The following is a 22343-nucleotide window of genomic DNA, read 5'->3' as shown; positions in this document are numbered from 1 at the left end:
TGTCACCGCAGGCTGGCCGGCGCATCGGCGTAGAACGCGCGGTAGCTGGCGTAGTCGGCCTGGCTGGCGGCGACGAAGGACAGCGGCACCGGGGCGTGGATCAGTGCTGCCGATTCCGCCAGTACACGCTTGCCTTCCGGGTCATTGTGCATCGTGAGGAAGGCATTGGCGACGGCGCGCACCTGGTCCGCCGGCACCCGTGGCGACGCCATCAGGGCGAGATCGTTGAACGGCGCCGAGCTCCACAGCACGCGAAACGCGCTGCCTTCGCGGCCGCTCCAGTTGGCAACCAGTTGGGAATTGGCACCAACTGCCTTGACCATTCCGGCAAACAGCTGCGTGAATGCGGCGTCGTGATTGCCAGCGAACACGACGTTCACAGGAATGTCCGCGCGCAGCAGTTGCGCATAATTGACCTTGTACGCAACCAGCGCTTCGGGGCCGGCAAAGCTCACGGCAGCGCCGGCAAGTTCGCGGATATCCCTGATTGGCGAGTCGGCCGGGACGACAATCTGCCCGTGCACGGGCGGGGAGTTGCGCCGCCCGAACACGGTCCACCCCATCTTGTCGCGCTCTGGACTGAAGAGGTGATTGCTAAAAGCAAAATCCACCTCACGGGCCAGGACGAAACTGGTCGTGTCTGCTGAGGTACGGCCCAGCTTGAGCTTCATGCAGACTTTGCTGCGGGCCGACACGTAGCTGATGATCGGATTCCAGAAGCTGGCCGACACCTGGACATTGAACTGGTTGACCGGTGAAAAGTTATAGCAAGCCGGCGATGCGGCGCTGGCCGATTGCGCGATGAGAAGGGCGCCAGCCAGCAGTGACAGATGCAGATTCATGGTTGTGCAATCGTGAGAACAGGATGAAATACGGTCACGTCCCGTGTACGGGCCGGGCTCCGTACATGTCGCGCCAGGCGGCGGACAACCGGGCGGCGCGATCGTGGTTGGGACAAGCAATGGCGTCGCCATCCGTCAATGGATGCGCGAACGCGTCACTGTAGCGCGGGCCGCAAGAGCGCACGCGTGTCGACTGTAAAGATCATATCATCAGCAAAGATTGCTAGATGGAATGCAATGTTGTATTTAGTAACTTAATCGGTTCATGGCCTATGCACGACGCCGAAAACAACAACGGCCCCGAAGGGCCGTCGTCGCTACTGCCAAAAAGAGCAGGACAGATCAGTCACGAATTTCCAGCTTGCGGTTCAGGCTCAGCGCGGCCAGCGTGGCCACGGCTGCCGACAACAGGTACAGGCTGACGTAACCCAGGCCGAAGTTCGCCGAAAGACCCAGCGCGACCAGCGGTGCGAACGCAGCACCGACCAGCCATGCCAGATCCGACGTCAGCGCCGCACCGGTGTAGCGGAAGTGCTTCTGGAAGTTCGACGTCGTGGCGCCGGCTGCCTGGCCATACGACAGACCCAGCAGGGTGAAGCCAACCAGGATGAAGGTGTTCTGACCAGCGGTACCGCCATCGATCAGCGATGGCACGAAGATCGAGAACAGCGCGATCAGAGCGGCCAGCGTGCCCAGCGTGGTGCGACGACCGACCTTGTCGGCAATGTAGCCCGATGCCAGGATGCCCAGCGCAGCCAGCACGGCGCCGCCCATCTGGACCAGCAGGAACGACTCGACTGGACGGGTATCGTACAGCTGGATCCACGACAGCGGGAACACGGTTACCAGGTGGAACAGCGCGTAGCTGGCCAGTGCGGTCATGGCGCCGATGACGATGTTGGTGCCCTGATTACGCATCAGTTCGCCGACCGGGGCAGGCGTCATATGGTTGGTGTCCAGCAGGCGTGCATATTCAGTGGTCGACACCAGACGCAGGCGGGCGAACAGACCGACGACGTTGATGGCGAAGGCAACGAAGAACGGGAAGCGCCAGCCCCAGGTCAGGAAGTCTTCCTGCGACAGGTTGCCGATCAGGTAGGCGAACACGCCGGCGGCGATGACGAAGCCGAGCGGTGCGCTGAGCTGACCCAGCATCGCGTACCAGCCGCGCTTGCCTTCAGGTGCCGACAGGGCCAGCAGCGACGGCAGACCATCCCACGAACCGCCCTGGGCCAGGCCCTGGCCGATGCGCAGCAATGCCAGCATCACGATGGCGGCGCCGCCGATTTCGCTGTAGCTCGGGAGCAGGGCAATGACGACGGTGCAGGTGCCCATCATGAACAGGGCGATCAGGAGTTTCATGTCGAGGCTCCAGCGCTTCTGGATCCACATGAAGAGCAGCGTGCCGAACGGACGCGCGATGAACGCGAACGCAAAAATCACAAAGGCGTAGAGTGTGCCTTCAAGGCGATCGGCAAACGGGAAGAAGATCGACGGGAACACCAGCACCGAAGCGATGGCGTAGACGAAGAATTCGAAGTACTCCGCCGAACGACCGACAATGACGCCGACGGCGATGTCGCCGGGGGAAATGTGTTCGTCGCGGGCGTTGATGTTACGTGCGCCGCTGTTCGGGCTCGTGATTGGAGCGGCGTCGTCGCTGCCGTGGGTAGTGCTGTGCATGGTTAATTCTCCAAAAGTCGTGTCGCGGTCGCCACTATTGTGGGTAACACTATTGTTAAAATTGCATTATGGCAAAGGGTGGGACAAACTGTCCAATGTTCTTTGACGACCGTTGGCAGTACAGTAGCATGCTCTCCCTCCATGTAACGTTAGATACCTAGCATGATTCCACAAATTGTCCGCCGCGGACTGCCATTACTTCTTCTTGCAGCGCTTGCTGGCTGCAATACCGTCGTAATGAATCCCACCGGCGATATAGCAAAGCAGCAGGCCGATCTGATTGTCATATCGGTTCTATTAATGTTGATCATCATCATTCCGGTGATGTTGCTGGTCGTCTGGTTCGCCTGGCGCTACCGCAAGGGCGCCAACGCGGCCTACGAACCTGACTGGGACCATTCGACCAAGCTCGAGCTGATTATCTGGGGCGCACCGCTCCTGATCATCATCGTGCTGGGTCTGATTACCTGGGTCAGTACCCACAAGCTCGACCCGTATCGTCCGCTCGACCGCATCGATGCCAACCGGCCGCTCGCCGCGTCGGTCAAGCCACTTGAAGTACAAGTGGTGGCGCTGGACTGGAAATGGCTGTTCATTTATCCAGAGCAGGGCATTGCATCGGTCAATCACCTGGTGACCCCGATCGACGTGCCGGTGCGCTTCAAGATCACCTCGTCGACCGTGATGAACACGTTCTACATCCCGACCCTGGCTGGCATGATCTACGCGATGCCGGGCATGGAGACGGAACTGAACGCGGTGCTGAACAAGACCGGCGATTATCGCGGCCTGTCGGCCAACTTCAGCGGCGACGGTTTCTCGCACATGAAGTTTGCCTACAAGGGCGTGACGCAGGCCGATTTCGACACCTGGGTCAAGGAAATGAAGACCGGTACCGAAGTGCTCGACCGCGCTGACTACATGGTGCTCGAAAAACCGACCGCCAAGGAGCCGGTGCGTCACTACGCACAGGTCGAGCCTGCGCTGTTCAACCGCATCCTGAACCGCTGCGTTGCTGAAGGCACCATGTGCATGAACCAGCAAATGCACGAGGATCACAAGCGCAACGAAATGGCCGCGGCCATCCGCCAGCTGCCGAAGGATGGCAAGTCCATGCTGGCCGAGGCGCTGGAAATGTGCGTCGCCCCTTTTAACACTGTGAAGAAGTAACCATGCAAGACACTTTCGACTTGACGAAGTTTATCTTCGGTCGGCTTGGCTGGGATGCGATTCCCTTCCATGAGCCGATCCTGCTTGCTACCTTCGCAGGTGTGATCGTAGGCGGTATTGCCCTCGTGGGCATCCTGACCTACTTCCGCCTGTGGGGCTCGTTGTGGAAAGACTGGATCACCAGTATCGACCACAAGAAAATCGGCATCATGTACATGATCCTCGGTCTGGTCATGCTGCTGCGCGGCTTTGCCGACGCCCTGATGATGCGTACCCAGCAGGCGCTCGCCTTTGGCGACAACGCCGGCTTCCTGCCGCCGCACCACTACGACCAGGTCTTCACCGCCCACGGCGTGATCATGATCTTCTTCGTGGCGATGCCGTTCGTGACGGGCCTGATGAACTACGTGGTGCCACTGCAGATCGGTGCTCGCGACGTGGCCTTCCCGTTCCTGAACAACTTCTCGTTCTGGATGACCACGATGGGCGCCGTGCTGATCATGGCATCGCTGTTCGTCGGTGAATTCGCACGTACCGGCTGGCTCGCGTATCCGCCGCTGTCGGGCATCCTGGCCAGTCCGGGGGTGGGCGTCGACTACTACATCTGGTCATTGCAGATCGCGGGTGTGGGTACCTTGCTGTCGGGTGTGAACCTGATCGTCACCATCATCAAGATGCGCGCACCGGGCATGGGCCTGATGAAGATGCCAGTCTTCGTCTGGACTTCGCTCGCCACCAACATCCTGATCGTCGTGACCTTCCCGATCCTGACCGCCGTGCTGGCGATGCTGGGCATGGACCGCCTGTTCGACACCGCGTTCTTCACGAACGACCGTGGCGGCAACGCGATGATGTACGTGAACCTGATCTGGATCTGGGGTCACCCTGAGGTCTACATCCTGATCCTGCCAGCGTTCGGTATCTTCTCCGAAGTGGTTTCGACGTTCTGCGGCAAGCGCCTGTTCGGCTACACCTCGATGGTCTACGCGACCTGCGTCATCATGGTGCTGTCGTACCTGGTCTGGCTCCACCACTTCTTTACGATGGGTTCGGGCGCCAGCGTCAATGCATTCTTCGGCATTACGACGATGATCATCTCGATCCCGACCGGCGCGAAGCTGTTCAACTGGCTGTTTACGATGTACCGCGGCCAGATCCGCTTCGAACTGCCAATGATGTGGACGATCTCGTTCATGCTGACCTTCACCATCGGCGGCATGACCGGCGTGATGCTGGCGATTCCTGCGGCCGACTTCGTGCTGCACAACTCGCTGTTCCTGATCGCGCACTTCCACAACGTGATTATCGGTGGCGTCGTGTTCGGTATCTTCGCAGGCCTGAACTACTGGTTCCCGAAAGCATTCGGCTACAAGCTCGACAAGTTCTGGGGCACCGTCTCGTTCTGGCTCTGGTCGATCGGCTTCTGGGTCGCATTCACGCCACCGTACATCCTGGGCTTTATGGGCTATACCCGCCGCGTGAGTCACTTCGATGATACGTCGGTGCAGTGGCTGTTCCAGATTTCGTTCCTGGGCACCCTGATGATCGCTGGTGGTATCGGCGCGCTGCTGATGCAACTGTATGTCAGCTTCCGTGACCGCAACACCGCACGTCTGCGCGATTTCACGGGCGATCCGTGGGATGGCCGTACGCTGGAATGGTCGACCTCGTCGCCACCGCCTGACTACAACTTCGCGTTCACGCCGGTGGTGCACGACAACGACACCTTCGCCGACATGAAGAAGAACGGTTACCAGCGTCCGCTCGCCGATTTCGTCGCGATCCACATGCCCAAGAATACCTGGGCCGGTTTCGTGATCTCGGCACTGGCGTGCGCGGTCGGCTTTGCCATCATCTGGCATATGTGGGCCCTGGTCATTGCGGCGTTCATCGTCCTGCTGGGCACGATCATTACCCATACCTTCAACTACAAACGCGATTTCTACATTCCGGCTGAAGAAGTCGCGAAGACCGAAGCCGCACGTACTCGTATGCTGGAAAGCCATGTCTGACATTAAAGCAACCATGACGGGCGGGATGACACCCGCCGAAGTGACCGCGCGCTACATGGCGCGGGAGCACCACCCGGAGCAGGGCACGTTGCTCGGCTTCTGGCTCTACCTGATGAGCGACTGCCTGCTGTTCGCATCGCTCTTCGCTGCCTACGCCGTGCTGGGCCGCAACTATGCGGGCGGCCCGACCGGCGCCGAGCTGTTCGAACTGCCGCTGATCGCGCTCAACACCGGCTTCCTGCTGGTGTCGTCGATCACCTTCGGCATGGCCATGATCTCGGCGCAAGCCAAGAACGTGGGCAAGACCAAGCTGTGGCTGATCGTCACGGGCCTGCTGGGCGTGGCGTTCCTGTCGCTGGAAATCTATGAATTCCAGCACCTGATCCACCTGGGCGCCGGTCCGCAGCGTTCGGGCTTCCTGACAGCGTTCTTCTCGCTGGTCGGTACCCACGGCCTGCACGTGCTGTTCGGCGTTGTGTGGCTGGTCACCCTGTTCGTGCAACTGTCCAAGCACGGCCTGACGCCGGAAAACTTCCGTCGCCTGGCTTGCCTGTCACTGTTCTGGCACTTCCTGGATCTGGTCTGGATCTTTGTGTTTACCTTTGTCTACCTGATGGGAGTGCTGCCATGAGCGATCATCATAACGAGCACGACCATGGTCATCATGGTCATGACAGCTATCAGATCCACTACAGCGGCAAGGACTATGCGATCGGCTTCGTTCTGTCGCTGATCCTCACCGCCATTCCGTTCTGGCTGGTGATGGGCAACGTGCTGGCGCCGGAAACGACCCGCTGGGTCATCCTCGGCTTCGCCGCGGTTCAGCTGATCGTCCAGATGATCTACTTCCTTCACCTGAATTCGAAGGCGGAAGGCGGCTGGAACATGATGGCGCTGGTTCTGACCCTGGTGCTGTTGATCATCGTGATGTCGGGCTCGATCTGGGTCATGCACCACATGAACACCAACATGATGCCGGGCATGGGTGCTGAAAACACCTCCGACATGACCTGACAGTGGTGATGCACGCGCAGCAGCCGCCGACCCCCTCGGCGCAGGATCAGCCCCCGCCACGGCGCTCGCCTTTCGTGCGACGCCTGGTGGCGGTGCTGGCCTTGCTGCTGCTCGTGCTGTTTGCAGCGCTGGGGACCTGGCAGGTGTTTCGCCTGCAATGGAAACTGGACCTGATCGAACGCGTCGATGCACGCGTTCATGCGGCGCCTGCTGCGCTTCCTCCGGTGGCGCAGTGGCCGCAGATTTCCAAAGAATCCGACGAATACCGGGCCGTTGCCCTGTCGGGTCACTATCTTTACCCATTTAAAGCACCCGTCCAGGCCTTGTCCGAGCTGGGCGCGGGCTTCTGGCTGCTCACGCCGTTCTGCACGGACGAGGGCCACATCGTGTTTGTCAATCGCGGTTTCATCCCGTCATCGGGCGATATCGCCACGCGCTTCCCGGCGCGCACGGCCGGGCCTGACGCCTGCGCCGCCCCGGGCGAGCCTGTCAAGCTGACCGGTCTGCTGCGCATCAGCGAACCCAAAGGCGGCTTCCTGCGCGACAACGACCCGGCCGGCAACCGCTGGTATTCGCGCGACGTCCTCGCCTTGAGCGCCGCGCGCGGCTTCGACGCGGCCCGCACGGCGCCGTTTTTCGTCGACGCCGGCAAGAACCAGGATCCGGCAGGCGCCCCCGAGCGCGCCGTCGGCGGCCTGACCGTCATCTCGTTCCCAAATAATCACCTCGTCTACGCGCTGACTTGGTATGCTCTCGCCCTCATGGTGGCCGCAGCCTGGTGGTGGGTGGCCCGCTACGAGGCGAAGCGCTCGCGCGACGCCAACGATTAAAGACGCCCCGACCGCATTGCCGCGAATGGGGCATTGAACGAACGGGTTTCGATGCAATCTCCGCTGGATTTCTTCGCCCGGGCGGCGCGCACGTCGCCGTCGGCGGCGGCCGCGAACGTGGAATTTGCCGCCGGCCACAAGAACATGCTGCAGCTGATCGAGCTGCGCTGGATCGCCGTCATCGGCCAGGTCACGACCATCGCGGCGGCAATCGTGCTGTTCGGGATCGCGCTGCCGCTGGTGCACATGCTGCAGGTCCTCTCGTGCCTGATCGCTTTCAATATCGCCAGCCACCTGCGCTGGCACGAACGGCGGCCGGTCTCGAACGGCGAGATGTTCCTGGCCATTCTGGTCGATGTCTCGAGCCTGACCGTGCTGCTGTATCTGTCCGGCGGCACCACCAATCCCTTTGCCTTTCTCTATCTGCTGCAGGTGATCGTCTCAGCCGTGCTGCTCGACGTACTGTGGACCTGGAGCATCGTCGCCATCACGATCACCTGCATGGCGGGCCTGGCGGCGTTTGCCGAACCGCTTGCGCTGCCGTTCGATCACGAGCGCGGCATCGGCAGCCTGTACGTCCAGGGTCTGCTGGTCTGCTTTGCGCTCAATGCCGCGCTGCTGGTGCTGTTCGTCTCGCGCATCTCGAACAATGTGCGCGACAAGGCGACCCAGCTGGCAGCGCTGCGTCAGAGCGCGACCGAAGAAGAACACATCGTGCGCATGGGCCTGCTGGCCAGCGGCGCCGCACATGAACTGGGCACGCCGCTGTCGACCGTGTCGGTGATCCTGGGTGACTGGAAGCGCATGCCGGCGTTTCGTGACGACCCCGAACTGCTGGGCGAACTGACCGAGATGCAGACCCAGCTCAAGCGCTGCAAGTCGATCGTCAGCGGCATCCTGCTCTCGGCCGGCGAAGCGCGTGGCGAATCGGCCGAACGCACGACGGTGCGGGGCTTTCTCGATGGACTGGTCGAACGCTGGCAGGCCAGCCGCCCGGTGCGCGCTTTCACGTACAATAATCGTATTGCCGACGACTGGCCGGTGGCGAGCGACTCGGCGCTGCGCCAGACGGTCGACAACCTGCTCGACAATGCGCTGGAAGCGTCGCCCGACTGGGTCTGTTTCGATGCGCACATCGACGAGCGCACGCTGGTGCTGTCCGTGCTCGACCGCGGTCCCGGCTTTGCGCCCAGCATGCTGGCGCAATTTGGCAAACCGTACCAGTCCACCAAGGGCAAACCCGGTGGTGGCCTGGGGTTGTTCCTGGCCGTGAACGTCGTGCGTAAACTCGGCGGCACGGTGACGGCGACCAACCGGCCGGAGGGCGGCGCCGTGGTGATGCTGCGGCTGCCGATGTCGGCCATTGAACTGGAAGAGGAACTGAACGATGCCGAACCCTGAGCCGCTGCTGCTCATCATCGAAGACGACGAAGCCTTCGCCCGCACCCTGAGCCGTTCGTTCGAACGGCGCGGCTACCGCGTGCTGGGCGCCACCGGCCACGATGAAGCCGCTGCCATCCTGGCGCAGCACAATCCCGGCTACGCCGTGGTCGACCTGAAGCTCAAGGGGCAGACCTCGGGCCTGGCCTGCGTGCAACTGCTGCACGAGCACGACCCGGACATGCTCATCGTCGTGCTGACGGGCTTTGCCAGCATCGCGACCGCGGTCGAAGCGATCAAGCTGGGCGCCGTCCAGTACCTGGCCAAACCGTCGGACGCCGACGATATCGAAGCGGCGTTCGGGCACATTGCCGGCAGCGCCGAGATCGAGGTGACCAACCGGTCGACGTCGATCAAGACGCTCGAGTGGGAACGCATCCATGCGGTGCTGGCCGAGACCGATTTCAATATCTCCGAGGCGGCGCGCCGGCTGGGCATGCATCGCCGCACGCTCGCGCGCAAGCTCGAGAAGCAGCGGGTCAAGTGATCATGCGCGCGCTCATCATTGGTTTTACGCTGTTGCTGGGTCCGGGCGCTGAGGCGCTGGCCGCATCTACCCAGGCTCAGGTCGATGCCGGCCGTCGCCTGTTCGCGCGTTGTACCAACTGTCACGAAGTGGGTGCGGGCGCGCGCAATGGCTTTGGCCCGCAATTGAACGGGATCGTCGGCCGCAAGGCCGGCAGCGCGCCGGCATATGCCTACTCGCCGGCGCTCAGGAGCGCGGGATTCGCCTGGGACGAGCAGAAACTGGTTGCGTTCATTCGCGACAGCGAAAAGGTCGTACCAGGGAACAAGATGCGTTTTCTCAGCTTCATGAGCGAGAAGCAGGCGGGCGAGATCGTGGCCTACCTGCGCACGCAGGGCATGGCGGCCATGCCGCCAGCGCCAGCGCCGAAACGATAGCAAGGCTGGTTCAGCGCAGCCTTGCCGACAGGCAGATTATTTGGCCTGGCGCTGCTTGCGCGATGCAAGCAGGACGCCCAAGCCGCCGAGCAGCAGCGCCGCCGTTGCCGGTTCAGGCACTTCACCTGGCCCTGGAAGGGCATCCAGGTCAGTCACGGTCAGCATGTAGCTGCCGACACCCTCGAATTCGCTGAGCGCGAACGCGCCCAGGAGAAAAGTCGGACTTCCTTCAGGACCGGTGTATAACTGTCGACCGTCAGTCACGAGCAGCACCTGCTCGCCGAGGAAATCGATGATCTCGAATCCACCGCCCGCATCGGCATTGTAGAACGTCAGGTCTGCGAGGTTAGCAAGCGATCCGGGAAAGTTTCCTTCGACATCGTAGACCGAGAACAGGAACCCATCAAAGCTGAAATCCGGGTCGACTGTGGAGTCCATTTGCCAGCTTGCCGTGTAATCTCCGGTCAGCTGAAACTGGTACAGCGCTGCATTGGCCACGCCAGCGGAAAACAGCATGGTGGCAAGGGCGACATTTCTCAAGCTTTTGATCAGTTTCACAGAGCACTCCGTTGTATTCAGGGATGGATGAACATGCATGTGACATCGAATTGCGAGCATTGCTGTTGCAATATGCGATAAGCACGGACCGTGCCTGTTCAAAATCCTCAATACCAACAAGTACTTAAATTAATCGACCTTGATTTGTGTCATACAACTGTAAGATTAGTCGACAGCGTTCGCGTATCGAAAAGGCTCAACAACGCTTCCATCTGTACCGGCTTGTTGAGATGATGGTCGATGCGCGCATCGACCGAGCGCTGGCGTGACTCGGCGTCGCTCCAGCCGGTCAGTGCGACGATGAAGGTCGTGTCGTCGAGCAGACCCTGCGCGCGGGCAGCGATGGCGACCTCATAGCCGGTCATGTCGGGCAAGCCGATGTCGAGCAGCAGGACCTGATAGCGCTGCTGTGCCAGTGCGGCCAGGGCGGCGGCGCCGGTATGGGCGATCTGCACAGCGAAGCCGTGCAATCCGAGCAGCGCCTGCAACAGTTCGGCCGCATCCACATTGTCGTCCACCACCAGCACCGATGGCGCCTTCTGCGACGCGTCGACGGCCGTCGGCGACGGCGCGGCGATCGCTGTCGCCTGGACGTCGGTGTTCAGGGGCAGCGCGATCTCGAACACTGCGCCGCGGCCCGGCCCGTCGCTATGGGCGCTGAGCGTGCCGCCGTGACGTTCGACCAGGTCGCGCGTGAGCGCCAGGCCGATGCCCAGGCCGCTATTGCCGTCGTTGCCGCTGCGGCCTTCCTGCGTGAACATGTCAAACAGGCGGGGCAGCATGTCGGGCGAAATGCCGCGGCCGTTGTCGGTGACCCGGATGCGGGCCATGCCGTCAAGCCCGGTGCTGACGTCCAACCCGATGTTGCCGTGGCTGGCCGTGAACTTGAAGGCATTGTGCAGCAGGTTCGACACGCATTGGGCAATGCGCGTGCTGTCGACCTGCACCGGAATCGGCTGCGGCGGCAGCGTCAGCTGAAAGTTGGCTGTCGATTGTTCGATCATCGGCCCGCTGGTTTCCAGCGCGCTGCCGATCACATCGCGCAGGTCGGCCGGCGCGACCTGCAGTGTCAGTTTGGCCGAGTGGATGCGGGACGCATCGAGCAGGTCGTCGACCAGCCGCGTCAGTTGCAGGCCCTGGCGCAGAATGATGCCGGCGGCGCGGGCCAGCGGTTCATCGGCGCCTGCGCGCATCGCGATCAGCTGGGCCGCCGACAGGATCGGCGCCAGCGGATTGCGCAGCTCGTGCGCCAGCATCGCGATGAACACGTCTTTTTGCCGGTTCGCTTCGCTCAGTTCGGCCTGGCGCGCCACCAGGGCATCTTCGCTTTCGCGCAGCCGTGTACCGGTGGCGCGCAACTTGCGCATGGCCAGGTTCATGCGTTCGATGACCAGGCAGTCGACCACCAGGATCGACGCAAAAAAGACCAGCGCGATCAGGTCGCTGTGCGCCATGGCAGCCGGCGCCAGGCGCGGGCCCATGAAGAATGCCCAGGCCGCCCAGGTGCTCAGGAACGCCGTCAGCAGGCCTGGCCCGAGACCGGCCAGATAGGCTGCCAGCAGCACCGCAGGGAAGAACGACAGGAACGGGAAACCACGCGCTGGCAACAGGTCGACCAGCATGAAGCGGGCGGCCAGCGCCACGAGGAACAGGAACAGTGCGAACAGATAGCGCAGTACGGACGGCGCCGCGCCGTCGCGCCAGGTGCCGCCAGAAAACTGGGTGTGCATGATCAGCATGAGATGAGGGTTGGGACGCCGGGGAGGTGACGTCGCCTTGAACGCTGATTATAAAGGGTTATGGCCGGCAAATTCAGGTAGAAAACTTGCTCAGTGTAAACGCGGCGAGAAACCCTGCTGTGACGATCAGCCCGGCAAAATCGTGGGTTTCTTCAAATGCCTCGGGAATCATGGTGTCGACCACCATGGCCAGCACACCGCCCGCTGCGACCGCCGTGATGGCAGCCAGAATTTCAGGTGGAAATTCGTGGAGCAGTGTGAAGCCCGCCGTTGCCGCCAGGCCGGATGCGACGGCAATCGCTGCCCAGATGCCCATGATGTACCCGGTCGATTGGCCTGCGCGCTTCATGCCTGCGGCGCTCGACAGCCCTTCCGGCAAGTTCGACAGGAACACCGCCGCCACCATCGCCATGCTCACGCCTTCGCCGCCCACCAGCGACAGCCCGATCACGATCGACTCGGGAATGCCATCGATCAGTGCACCGATCGCGATGGCCGTGCCGCTGCCCTTGGCCTTCGGATCGGTGCCTTCCGGTGGCGTCGAACGCTTGCGGTGCTTGGCACCCTTGCGCGCGAGCAGCCAGTTGGCGCCGGTATAGATGCCTGCGCCAATCACAAAGCCGGCTGCCGTCGATGCGAGCCCGCCGGTCTCGACCGCCTCGTCCATCAATTCGAATGACAGCGCTGAAATCAGCACGCCACTGCCGAACGCCATGATCGCGGCGACGAGGCGCTGCGGCACCTGATAACGCACGCCGGCAGCCGCGCCCAGCAGCAGGGCGCCGCCTGCCAACAATCCCCAACCACCTGCCTGCAACCAACCTGGTATGTCCATGCGTAATCCTGTCTGCTGCGCTACGGCGTCCCCGTGTGTCCATTGGCACAAATAAGGTTGCCTTGATTATACTTTTCGGGCAAGATAAGGACGTGGTAACCGGGTCACCCGACCTGCTTGCCCCGATCAGCAAAGAGGCGGTCAGCGCCGCTTCTTTTCGTCCCCCGCGTTCGTCGGGGGGCTTTTTTTTTCAGCGTCTGCCGATGGTGCCTGCTACTGCTGGCCGAGCGGAATCTTGCCGGCCGCTTCATCGGCGTCGAGCTGCGCAATCAATCTGCCCAGATCCTGTTCGAGCCGCAGCAGCGTCGATTCATCGAGCGTGGCCAGCGCGTTGGGCAGGACGCCGGCAAGGGGCGCCGGCGCGCGGCGCAGCACTTCCTGGCCCGCCGGCAGCACGCGCAGGGCGACGCTGCGCCGGTCCGCGCCTTCGCGCGCCGCGCTGACATAGCCGCGCTCCACCAGTGAGCGCACCAGGTTGCTGGCGGTGGACTGGTGGATATCGAGTGCGCGGCTCAGGCTCGTCGCACCGATGCCGGGCTGGCTGTCGATCACTGACAGCGCCCAGACCTGGGCGCCGCCCAGGCCGGATTCATGTTCGAGCTGGCGAAAGTGGGTCTTGACCGCATTGAAGACGATACGGAATTGCCGCAGCACGCGTTGGGGCGGGGCATCGGTTGGCAACGGCGGGGAAGTGGCTTGGGGTTCGGACGACATGCGCGAGATGATAAAGCAAGCGTTGTCAAAACGCATCAGCGCATCGCAGATTCTTGCATATCGGCGCAGTGCGAGCGATGCGCCCACACCGCCCATTCTGCGCTAGCATCGCGTGTATGCACAGCGCATACGTTCGCCGCTCGGCCGTGCCGGGACGCGGCCTGTCAAGGGCCGCGGTGGCTACCTGCGTGCTCGGGTTGACGCTGACCGGGGCGCTGTGCGGCGGCGTGCGGATGCTGGAATCCCGGCGCGCCGACGCCGAATTCGCGCAGCGCGCCGGCGTGCGCGTGGCAGCGGTCACGCGCGCTTTTGCCGAAGCCGTCGATGCGGCGCGCGCCGCCAGCCTGCTGTTTCGCGCATCGCACCGGATCACGCGCGACGAATTCGATGCCTTTGCGTTGCCGCTGGTGGCGAACCACGGTTACCTGAAGGCGATCGTGTTCCAGCGTTTCGTCAGCGCCGCCGAGCGTCCGGCATTCGAGGCCGAACGCCGGGCGTTCTGGCCGGACTTCCAGATCCGGGAGCGCGCGCCGGGCGACGGTGTTTCGCTCATCCGCGCCGGCGAGCGTCCCTTGTATCTGGTCAACGATTACGTCGCGCCGATCCTCGGTAACGCCATCGTGTTCGGCAACGATACGTGGGCGTACCCGCCGCTGCGACGGGTCAGCCAGAACGCGATCGATGCGGACGAGCCGGTCGCCAGCCCGCTCGTCACGCTGCTGCAGGGCGGCGGCGGGCGCCGCGGCATCCTGATCACCGTGCCCGTCTACCGGGGCAGCGAGCGCCTCCCGGACGTCCTGGCGCGCCGCGCGGCGGTGGTCGGGCACGTCGAGGTCGTGATTGATGTCGCGCTGCTGGTGGGCGGCAGCCTGCATGCGGTACGGCTACTGGACGACGATGCCGTTGCCTTGTCGCTGCACGGACCGGACACGGCGGGGCAGATGGTGACGGCATACCGGCATGGAAGCGTTCCCGGTCCTGGCGGGTGGGCATCCCGCCTGCGCGGCGACAAACCACTGCGCCACAGTGAATCCTTCGAAATCGCCGGCAGCAACTGGCAGGTCGTGGTCGACGAACAGCCGCGCGCATTCGGGCGTCATACGGCCGAGCTGGTGGCGCTCGCGCTGGGCCTGATCCTGAGTGCCACTGCCGCCACGCTCGTCCAGCAGCGCGTGGCGCGCACGCGCCGCATCGAAGCCCTGGTCAGGCAGCGCACGGCCGCGCTGGAGCGGGCGACGGATTCGCTGCGCGTGTATGAACGGGCGATGGCGTCCAGTGCCAATCCCATTCTTCTGGTCGATGCAGACGCGCCGGGTTACCCGATCGGCTACGCCAATCCGGCGTGCGAGCGCACCTTCGGCTACCCGCCGCACGAGCTGGGCGGCCAGCCGCTCGCACTGCTGGTCGGAGCGGACAGGGATCAGCCGGCGGTGCATGCATTGTGCGCATCGCTGCGCCAGCAGCGCGAGGAGCACGCGCTGGTAACGATGCACGCGCGCGACGGTGCCGAGTTGATCAGCGACGTCTATATCGCGCCCGTGCGTCGCGCCGACGGCAAGGTCAGCCATTTTGTCGTGACCGTCTACGATGTCACCACCGCCAAACGCTACGAGGCCGAACTCGCACGCCACGCCCACTACGACACGCTCACGGGCCTGGCCAACCGCGCGCTGCTGACCGATCGCATCGAGCGCGCGATTGCCGCTGCGCTTGCCGCCTCGATGACCACTGGGGACAGCGCGCCCGTATGGGTCGTGCTGCTCGATGTCGATCACTTCAAGCTGATCAACGATACGCTGGGCCGGCGCGCCGGCGACGACGCGCTGCGCCTGCTGGCCACGCGTATCCGGCGCACGCTGCGCCCGCTCGATACGGCGGCGCGTGTGGGCGGCGACGACTTCGTGCTCGTACTGTGCGACTGCGCCGACGAGCGCCAGGCGGCAACGCGCATCCGGCAGGTGCGCGATGTCGTGGCTGAACCACTCCAGCTCGGCGAGCAGCAGGTCGTGTTCGGCTGCAGTGCCGGCGTGGCGGCCTGGCCGGCCGACGGCGCCGACGCCGATACGCTGGTCAAGCATGCCGAAATCGCGATGTACCGCGCCAAGTCGGACGGGAGGAATGCGGTGCAGTTCTATGCCCCGCACATGAATGCCCAGGCATTCGACCGGCTGGCACTGGAAAGCGCGCTGCGCCACGCGCTGCACGAGCAGCAATTCACGCTGCATTTCCAGCCGCAGGTCGACCTGGCCACCTGTCGCGTCGTGGGCACCGAGGCGCTGATCCGCTGGCGCCACCCGCAGCTGGGCACGATCGAACCGGAGCGCTTCATTGGCCTGGCCGAAGAGACCGGTCTGATCGTGCCCATTGGCGCCTGGGTGCTGCAGACGGCGTGCCGCCAGAACCGGCACTGGCAGCGTTACGGCCTGGGGCCGCTGCGGATCGCCGTGAATCTGTCGGCGCGCCAGTTTGCCGAGCCCGACCTGGTGGCGGGCGTCGAGCGCGTGCTGCGCGAGACCGGCCTGCCGCCCAGTTCGCTCGAGATCGAACTGACCGAAAGCATGATGATGGGTGACATCGAGTCGGCCATCCATACAATGCAATGCTTCAAGCGCATGGGCGTGACCCTGTCGATCGACGACTTCGGCACGGGTTACTCCAGCCTGCAATACCTGAAGCGGCTGCCGGTCGACGTGCTCAAGATCGACCGCTCGTTCGTGCAGGACATGCTGTCCAGCGCCGATGGTGCGGCGCTGGTCGACGCGATCATCTCGCTGGCCCATGGCCTGCGCATGCATGTCATTGCCGAGGGCGTCGAGACGATCGCACAGCTCGACTTTCTGCGCGGCGCCGGCTGCGACCAGGTGCAGGGCCATGTTTACAGCCGTCCGCAGACGGGGGAACGGATCGAGGCGCTGCTGCGCGCCGGCCACATCGAACCCAGCGCCAGCGCCGTGTGACGCAACGGTGCAACGGCGCGCCGGACGCAGGCCATCGGTCGGCTATACTTGCCGAATTGACAGATTGAGCAGGCAGGAACAGCGCGTGGACCAACACCAGAACGATGACAACCCGGACAGCACGCCTGCGCCGACCTTCCAGCAACGCATGCAACGACTCGCCCGGCGGCTGTTTACCGGGGCCCGCACCGGCGCCGGCGCGCTCCGGTCCGGCGCGCAGCAGCGCCTGCACGGGCGACCGATGCCGGTCAAGCTGGCGCTGATCGCCCTGTGGTCGATGGCGGCCGGTCTGATGGCGATCCTGGCCTGGCTGTTGATCCTGATTCCGCTCACGCCCGGCATCGACGACCTGGAACAGGCCAGCCAGTCGCGCCCGACCGTGATTCTTGATGCCGGGGGCAAGTCGCTCGGCACCTTCGAGCAGGGCTTGCAGGAGCGCGTCAAGCTGTCGCAGATCTCGCCGCATGTGGTCAAGGCGCTGATCTCGACCGAAGACCATCGCTTCTACGATCACCACGGCATCGACTTCCGGCGCGTGGGCGGCGCCCTGTGGTCGAGCGTGAAGGGCAACCCGCAGGGCGGCTCGACGATCACGCAGCAACTGGCGCGCAATATGTTCCCGCAAGAGATCGGGCGGGCGCGCAGCATCAACCGCAAGATGAAGGAACTGATCACCGCGATCAAGATCGAGAATACCTACAGCAAGACCCAGATTCTCGAGGCGTACCTCAACACGGTGCCGTTCCTGTACAACGCCTATGGCATCGAAATGGCCTCGCGTACCTATTTCAACAAACCCGCTCTCAAGCTTGATGTGCTTGAGTCGGCCACGCTGGTGGGTATGCTCAAGGGCACGCACTATTACAACCCGGTGGCCAATCCCGTGCGTTCGCTGGCGCGCCGCAATGTCGTGCTGGGCCAGATGCGCAAGCATGGCGCGTTCGACGACCGGCGCTACGCCACGCTGGTCAAACGCCCGCTGCGCCTGCGCTTTGCGCGCCTGCCGGACCGCAGCGGCAAGGACAACCACTTCAGCGCCTATGTGCGCAAGTGGCTGCTCGACTGGGCCGACGAGAACGATGTCAACCTGCAGCTCGATGGCCTCGTGGTGCGCACGACGCTGGACTCTGCCTTGCAGGCAGACGCCGAGCGCGCCGTCAAGCGCCAGGCCGACATGCTGCAGGCCATCGCCGACGTCGAATGGGCCAATCCCAATGTGCCGCGCTCGACCTCCGGCAGCATGTATACGTCGATGCGGCGCAATGTCGACCCGTTCTCGTACTACTGGATCACGCACGGGCGCGAGCTCGATGCGTTCGTGCGCGAGACCGGCGCCTACCGCAACGCCGTCGAGGGCGGCGAAGCGCCGGCAAATGCACTCAAGCGCATCAAGGCCGACCGCAGCTTCATGGCCGACCTGAAAAGCGCCAAGTCGCGCCTGGAAGCGGGCTTTGTCGCGATCGACCCTGCCACTGGCGAAGTCCGGGCCTGGGTCGGCAGCCGCGATTTCGAGCGCGACCAGTTCGATCACGTGGCCCAGGCCGCGCGCCAGCCGGGCTCGACGTTCAAGCCGATCGTCTACGGCGCCGCGCTCGAACGGGGCATCCCGCAAGACCAACTGTACCGCGACGTGGTGCAGTCATTCCGCGGCGCCAACGGCAGCGTCTGGAAGCCGACCGACATGAGTGGCAACACGGGCCGCTCGATGTCGATGCGCGATGGCCTGATCTATTCCAAGAACACGATCACCGCGCAGGTGAGCCAGGACGTGGGCTTGCAGCCGATCATCGATCTGGCGCAGCGACTGGGCATCCGCCAGAGCAAGCTCGAAGCCGTGCCGGCGCTGGCGCTGGGCACCAGTCCGGTGACGCTGCTGGAAATGGTCAGCAGCTACGCGACCATCGCGGCGCAGGGTGAATACCGCAAGCCGATCTTTGTACGCCGCATCGAGGACCGCGACGGCAACGTCATTGCCGACTTCGGCGGCAGCGCGCCCGAACGCGCGATGTCGCAGCAATCGGCCCTGACCCTGATCGACATGCTGCGCGGCGTCGTCACGCGCGGCACGGGCGCCGGGGTGCGCAGCCGCTTCGGTATCTACGGCGACGTGGCCGGCAAGACCGGCACCACGCAAAACAACGCGGACGGCTGGTTCATCATGATGCATCCGAACCTGGTGGCCGGCGCCTGGGTAGGCTTCAATGACAATCGCGTGGCCATCCGCAGCACGTACTGGGGGCAGGGCGGGCACAATGCAGCGCTGCTGGTGGGTGATTTCTTTAAAGGCGCGCTCGAATCGAAACGCCTGGATGCGGCGGCCCTGCTGCCGGGTGGCAAGCGCCCGGAGCCGCGTCGCTATGAAGAAGCACCCGAAGAAGAGATCTTCGAGGAAGCCCCGATCGAGCTGGCACCGGGATCGCGCGCCGATCAGCTGGATGCGCTCCAGCAGCCGGTCCCGATCCAGCAGGAAGAGGCGGTCGAGGTGACCGAGCCGCCGGTCGAGGGGCCGCCGCCGTCTAGCGGCCAGTTGCCGCCGACGCCGACGCCGCCGGGCGATCTGGTGCCTGTTTCTTCTCCAGCGCTGTAGTCGCCGGCGTCTCCAGGGCCGGCTCGGCGCGCAGCAGCGGATACGGGTTGATGGCGCCGCCCGTCTCGTAGATGCCGTAGTGCAGATGCGGCGGCGTGCCTTTCGCATTGCCCGTGTTGCCAACATAGCCGAGCACGCGGCCGGCCTCGATGCGCATGCCGGCCTCGACATCGGCATAGCGGTCCAGGTGCGCATAATAATGGCGCTGGCCGCCCGGACCCGTGACCCAGACCACCAGGCCGCCAAGACGGTTGGTGCCGACCTGCGTCACGATGCCTTCCGTGCTCGACAGGACCGGCGTGCCGCGTTTGGCGAAGATATCGATGCCTTCGTGCTTGCGGCCCTCGCTGCGCGCGCCGCCCCAGGTGTCGCGCAGCGCGCGCACGCGCACGCCGTCGACCGGTACCGGCAGCGCCGTGGGCTTGGGCATCGAGGCCAGCCGCATCGTGTACAGCGCCCGTTCGATGGTGGGTTGCAGCAGGCTATAGCCCAGCAGCAAGATGACGGCCACCACGAGGGCGCGCAGGAAGATTCGCATCATGTTCTCGTATTGACAAGGTGATATCAATCAGGTGGGGACGCTTTGCCGGATTCCCAGCCTGCAGGGCGGGTGATCCGGTGCAGATGCGATATTCTGAGCGGCTACACTTTCTGGAGAGAATCGACCATGCGTTCAACCCTTTGTATCCTGTCCGTCAGCCTCGCACTGGCCGCGTGCTCGAGCACGCCCGCCAGCTCACCTGCTGCTACTGAATCCTCAGCCCCATCGCTGGAAGGCACCAGCTGGCGCCTGGCATCATTCGCGTCGAACGACGATGGCAGCAAGGCGCTGCGCCCCGGTACCCCGGACGGCTTCACGCTGTCGTTCGGCAAGGACGGTCGCCTGACGGTCAAGCTCGACTGCAATCGCGGCAACGGTCCTTGGCAGGCAGTGGCCACCAATGCAACGGGCGGCACGCTGAGCCTGGGACCGGTCGCGACGACCCGCGCCATGTGTCCGCCGGATGCGGTCGGCACGCGCCTGGCGCAGGATCTGCCGGCGCTGCGCACCTGGCGCCTGCAGGACAATCGCCTCTACACCAGCCTGCCGGCCGACGCCGGTGCCTATGTATGGGAACGCATCACGCCGTAGCCGGCACGCGCACGACGAAGCAACTGCCCTTGCCGGGCCCGTCGCTGTGAACGGCGACGGTGCCGCCGTGCAGCGCGGTCAGTTGCTTGACCAGTGCCAGGCCCAGGCCGAGGCCGCCCTGGCCACGGTCGATGCTCGTCGGTCCCTGCACCAGCACGTCGAAGATCACGGGGTGCAACTCGGGCGCGATGCCCACGCCGCTGTCGCTGACGCTGAGCGCCACATGGTCGCCGTCACGCCAGACGCGCACGTCGACGCGACCGCCTTTCGGGGTGTACTTGACGGCGTTGTGCAGCAGGTTGTCGACGACCTGTTCCAGGCGCGTGTGGTCGCCGTCGACCCAGGCGTCCGAAATCGCCTCGATGGACCAGGCATGTGCGCCGGCGTCGACCAGCGCCTTGGCTTCGGCGCTGCTGCGCACGATCGCCGCCATATCGATGCGGGCGCGGTGCAGCACGATCTTGCCCGACAGGATGCGCTGCACGTCAAGCAGATCATCCACGATGCAGGTCAGGTGCCGCATCTGGCGCCGGCTGATGTCGCGCGCATTGGCCGCGATGTGCGGCTTGAGGTTGGGCATGTCCAGCACCGACATCGCGCCTGAGATCGCTGCCAGCGGGTTGCGCAGTTCATGGCCCAGCATGGCGAGGAAATCATCCTTGGCGCGGCTCTGGGCTTCGGCCAGACGGCGCGCCTGCTGTTCGCTGACCAGAAGCAGTTCGCGTTCTTCCTGTAACGACTTGCGGACCTGGCTCTCGCGTGCCAGCGCTTCGCTGGTCGTGGCCAGGCCTTCGACGAGCGCATCGACTTCTTCGACCCGGGTGCGGGCGGGCAGGGCGATGGCGCCGGTGGCCAGCAGCGAGACCGCCGCTGCTGCCTGGCTCAGTGCACGCTCGAGCGTGCGGCCAAGGTACAGGGCAACCACCACCGCCAGGCCGAGCAGCAGCACCAGCACGAGCGCGGCATACCAGGTCGCGGTGCGCGCCGCCGCTTCGATCTGCGCCACCGGCACGCCGATGACAATGGTCCAGTCGCTGCTTTTGGAGCGGGTAAATACCCCGTAGACATCGCGGCCATCCTGCGTCACGTGGCGAAACACGCCGTGGCTCGCCGCGCGGGTGGCTGCCAGGAAGTCGGCGCCCATGGGCTGGCCCAACGTGTCGGAGCCGCGGTTGCGCATGATGGCGACCCCGTCACGGTCGAAGATCCCCACTTTCCAGTCGTCGCCGATCGCATCGTGGCGCAGGATGCGCTCGAAGAAGCGCACGTCGAAGATCTGGCTGACGATGTTGTACTGACCGTCCGCGAGCGGCGCCGGTACGCTGACCGAGACAGAAGGACGGCCTGAATATTCGTCGACGAAATAGCCTGATACAAGGGTACCGCGCGCCAGTGACACCTGATTGGCCCAGTCACGGGTCTGCGACATCAGCTTGGTGCCCATTGGTGTCTGCGTGCTGAACAATTCGCGGCCGCTGCTGTCGTACAGCACGGTCCAGGACTGTTCGTTGTCGCCGTTCGTGCTCGAGGTCCAGCCGTGCAGGCGCGCATAGTCGTGCTGGCGCATCCATTCCGAATAGGCGACGCTGCGCAGCGACGCTTCGGCGGCAGCGATTTCGCGGTCGATCTGGAACGCGGTAGCGCGCGCCATTTCGCGGACGCTGCGCAGGCGCGAGTCGCGCTCCCAATCGAGCAGCATGGACAGACCGATCCATGAGGCAATCGCTACGGGAAGCAAGATCGCGCCTGCCATCAGGAACAGGTATGTGCGTGTTTTCATCGATGGGCGACGGGCGCGACAAGAAAGCGGCATCCAGTAGGTGCTGGATGCCGGGTCGGGCAAGCGCGTATTGTACTTAAGTTAAGGGTTGGATACGGCGTACTGGAATGCGTGCAGGCCTGGCATGCCCGCCTGCGCGCGTCCCTG

19 protein-coding genes are annotated in these 22343 nt (G+C 64.0%); 11 read left to right on the top strand and 8 right to left on the bottom strand.

Going from position 1 to position 22343, the window contains the following annotated elements; translation table 11 throughout:
- Positions 1–2: 2 nt before the first annotated feature.
- Together AC56LY_RS08615 and AC56LY_RS08610 are read right to left on the bottom strand one after the other, a co-directional pair.
- Positions 3–842, bottom strand: coding sequence for a phosphate/phosphite/phosphonate ABC transporter substrate-binding protein (locus AC56LY_RS08615; RefSeq protein WP_499578360.1), 840 nt, complete (start codon positions 840–842; stop codon positions 3–5).
- Positions 843–1184: 342 nt separating this feature from the next.
- Complete coding sequence (locus tag AC56LY_RS08610) at positions 1185–2525, bottom strand: MFS transporter (protein ID WP_499578358.1); 1341 nt, start codon at positions 2523–2525, stop codon at positions 1185–1187.
- A gap of 162 nt (positions 2526–2687) precedes the next feature.
- On the opposite strand from AC56LY_RS08610, the gene cyoA reads away from it, so the two are divergent.
- From cyoA to AC56LY_RS08570, 8 genes are read left to right on the top strand one after another with little or no spacing between them, the layout of a single operon-like run.
- The gene (gene cyoA, locus AC56LY_RS08605; protein WP_183552478.1) at positions 2688–3695 is read left to right on the top strand and encodes a ubiquinol oxidase subunit II; all 1008 of its coding nucleotides are present in this window, start codon (positions 2688–2690) and stop codon (positions 3693–3695) included.
- Between the two features lie 2 nt (positions 3696–3697).
- Positions 3698–5707 (top strand): cytochrome o ubiquinol oxidase subunit I, encoded by a 2010-nt coding sequence (gene cyoB / locus AC56LY_RS08600; protein ID WP_499578356.1) that lies wholly within the window; start codon positions 3698–3700, stop codon positions 5705–5707.
- Positions 5700–6338, top strand: coding sequence for a cytochrome o ubiquinol oxidase subunit III (gene cyoC, locus AC56LY_RS08595; protein ID WP_499578354.1), 639 nt, complete (start codon positions 5700–5702; stop codon positions 6336–6338). The genes cyoB and cyoC overlap by 8 nt, the downstream gene beginning before the upstream one ends.
- Entirely contained in the window at positions 6335–6721 is a 387-nt protein-coding gene (gene cyoD / locus AC56LY_RS08590; protein ID WP_499578352.1) for a cytochrome o ubiquinol oxidase subunit IV, read from the top strand. Before cyoC ends, cyoD begins: the two co-directional genes overlap by 4 nt.
- 8 nt (positions 6722–6729) lie before the next feature.
- Positions 6730–7551 (top strand): SURF1 family protein, encoded by an 822-nt coding sequence (locus tag AC56LY_RS08585; RefSeq protein WP_499578350.1) that lies wholly within the window; start codon positions 6730–6732, stop codon positions 7549–7551.
- Positions 7552–7602: 51 nt separating this feature from the next.
- Complete coding sequence (locus AC56LY_RS08580; protein WP_499578348.1) at positions 7603–8952, top strand: ATP-binding protein; 1350 nt, start codon at positions 7603–7605, stop codon at positions 8950–8952.
- On the top strand, positions 8939–9478 hold the full coding sequence (locus AC56LY_RS08575; RefSeq protein ID WP_343026973.1) for a response regulator transcription factor: 540 nt from the start codon (positions 8939–8941) through the stop codon (positions 9476–9478). Before AC56LY_RS08580 ends, AC56LY_RS08575 begins: the two co-directional genes overlap by 14 nt.
- 2 nt (positions 9479–9480) lie before the next feature.
- A complete protein-coding gene (locus AC56LY_RS08570) occupies positions 9481–9894 on the top strand; it encodes a c-type cytochrome (protein ID WP_499578346.1) in 414 nt (137 codons plus the stop codon).
- A gap of 36 nt (positions 9895–9930) precedes the next feature.
- On the opposite strand, the gene AC56LY_RS08565 is transcribed toward AC56LY_RS08570, so the two are convergent.
- The 4 genes from AC56LY_RS08565 to AC56LY_RS08550 all read right to left on the bottom strand — a co-directional run bounded on the left by AC56LY_RS08565 (position 9931) and on the right by AC56LY_RS08550 (position 13740).
- Positions 9931–10452 (bottom strand): PEP-CTERM sorting domain-containing protein, encoded by a 522-nt coding sequence (locus tag AC56LY_RS08565; protein WP_499578345.1) that lies wholly within the window; start codon positions 10450–10452, stop codon positions 9931–9933.
- A 149-nt stretch (positions 10453–10601) separates the two neighbouring features.
- Positions 10602–12191, bottom strand: a complete 1590-nt coding sequence (locus AC56LY_RS08560; protein ID WP_499578343.1) for an ATP-binding response regulator — start codon at positions 12189–12191, stop codon at positions 10602–10604.
- A 73-nt stretch (positions 12192–12264) separates the two neighbouring features.
- Positions 12265–13026, bottom strand: a complete 762-nt coding sequence (locus AC56LY_RS08555) for a ZIP family metal transporter (RefSeq protein ID WP_499578340.1) — start codon at positions 13024–13026, stop codon at positions 12265–12267.
- Positions 13027–13239: 213 nt separating this feature from the next.
- Positions 13240–13740, bottom strand: coding sequence for a MarR family winged helix-turn-helix transcriptional regulator (locus AC56LY_RS08550; protein WP_499578338.1), 501 nt, complete (start codon positions 13738–13740; stop codon positions 13240–13242).
- A 116-nt stretch (positions 13741–13856) separates the two neighbouring features.
- Between AC56LY_RS08550 and AC56LY_RS08545 the strand changes: the two genes are divergently transcribed.
- Positions 13857–16697 (top strand): bifunctional diguanylate cyclase/phosphodiesterase, encoded by a 2841-nt coding sequence (locus AC56LY_RS08545; protein ID WP_499578336.1) that lies wholly within the window; start codon positions 13857–13859, stop codon positions 16695–16697.
- Between the two features lie 85 nt (positions 16698–16782).
- Positions 16783–19284, top strand: coding sequence for a penicillin-binding protein 1A (locus AC56LY_RS08540; RefSeq protein WP_499578334.1), 2502 nt, complete (start codon positions 16783–16785; stop codon positions 19282–19284).
- Here AC56LY_RS08540 and AC56LY_RS08535 read toward each other — a convergent pair.
- A complete protein-coding gene (locus AC56LY_RS08535; protein WP_499581996.1) occupies positions 19214–19822 on the bottom strand; it encodes a M23 family metallopeptidase in 609 nt (202 codons plus the stop codon). The two genes, AC56LY_RS08540 and AC56LY_RS08535, sit on opposite strands and share 71 nt — an antisense overlap.
- Before the next feature lie 129 nt (positions 19823–19951).
- Between AC56LY_RS08535 and AC56LY_RS08530 the strand changes: the two genes are divergently transcribed.
- Positions 19952–20416 carry an META domain-containing protein gene (locus tag AC56LY_RS08530; RefSeq protein ID WP_499578332.1) on the top strand — a complete coding sequence of 155 codons (465 nt, stop codon included), beginning with the start codon at positions 19952–19954 and terminating at the stop codon, positions 20414–20416.
- On the opposite strand, the gene AC56LY_RS08525 is transcribed toward AC56LY_RS08530, so the two are convergent.
- Positions 20406–22196 carry an ATP-binding protein gene (locus AC56LY_RS08525; protein ID WP_499578330.1) on the bottom strand — a complete coding sequence of 597 codons (1791 nt, stop codon included), beginning with the start codon at positions 22194–22196 and terminating at the stop codon, positions 20406–20408. The two genes, AC56LY_RS08530 and AC56LY_RS08525, sit on opposite strands and share 11 nt — an antisense overlap.
- Positions 22197–22343 lie beyond the last annotated feature (147 nt).

It is taken from the genome of Telluria sp. ZT3P25 (assembly GCF_059685895.1).
The sequence above is the reverse complement of the archived record's forward strand: the minus strand, read 5'-3'. Positions and strand labels throughout refer to the sequence as shown.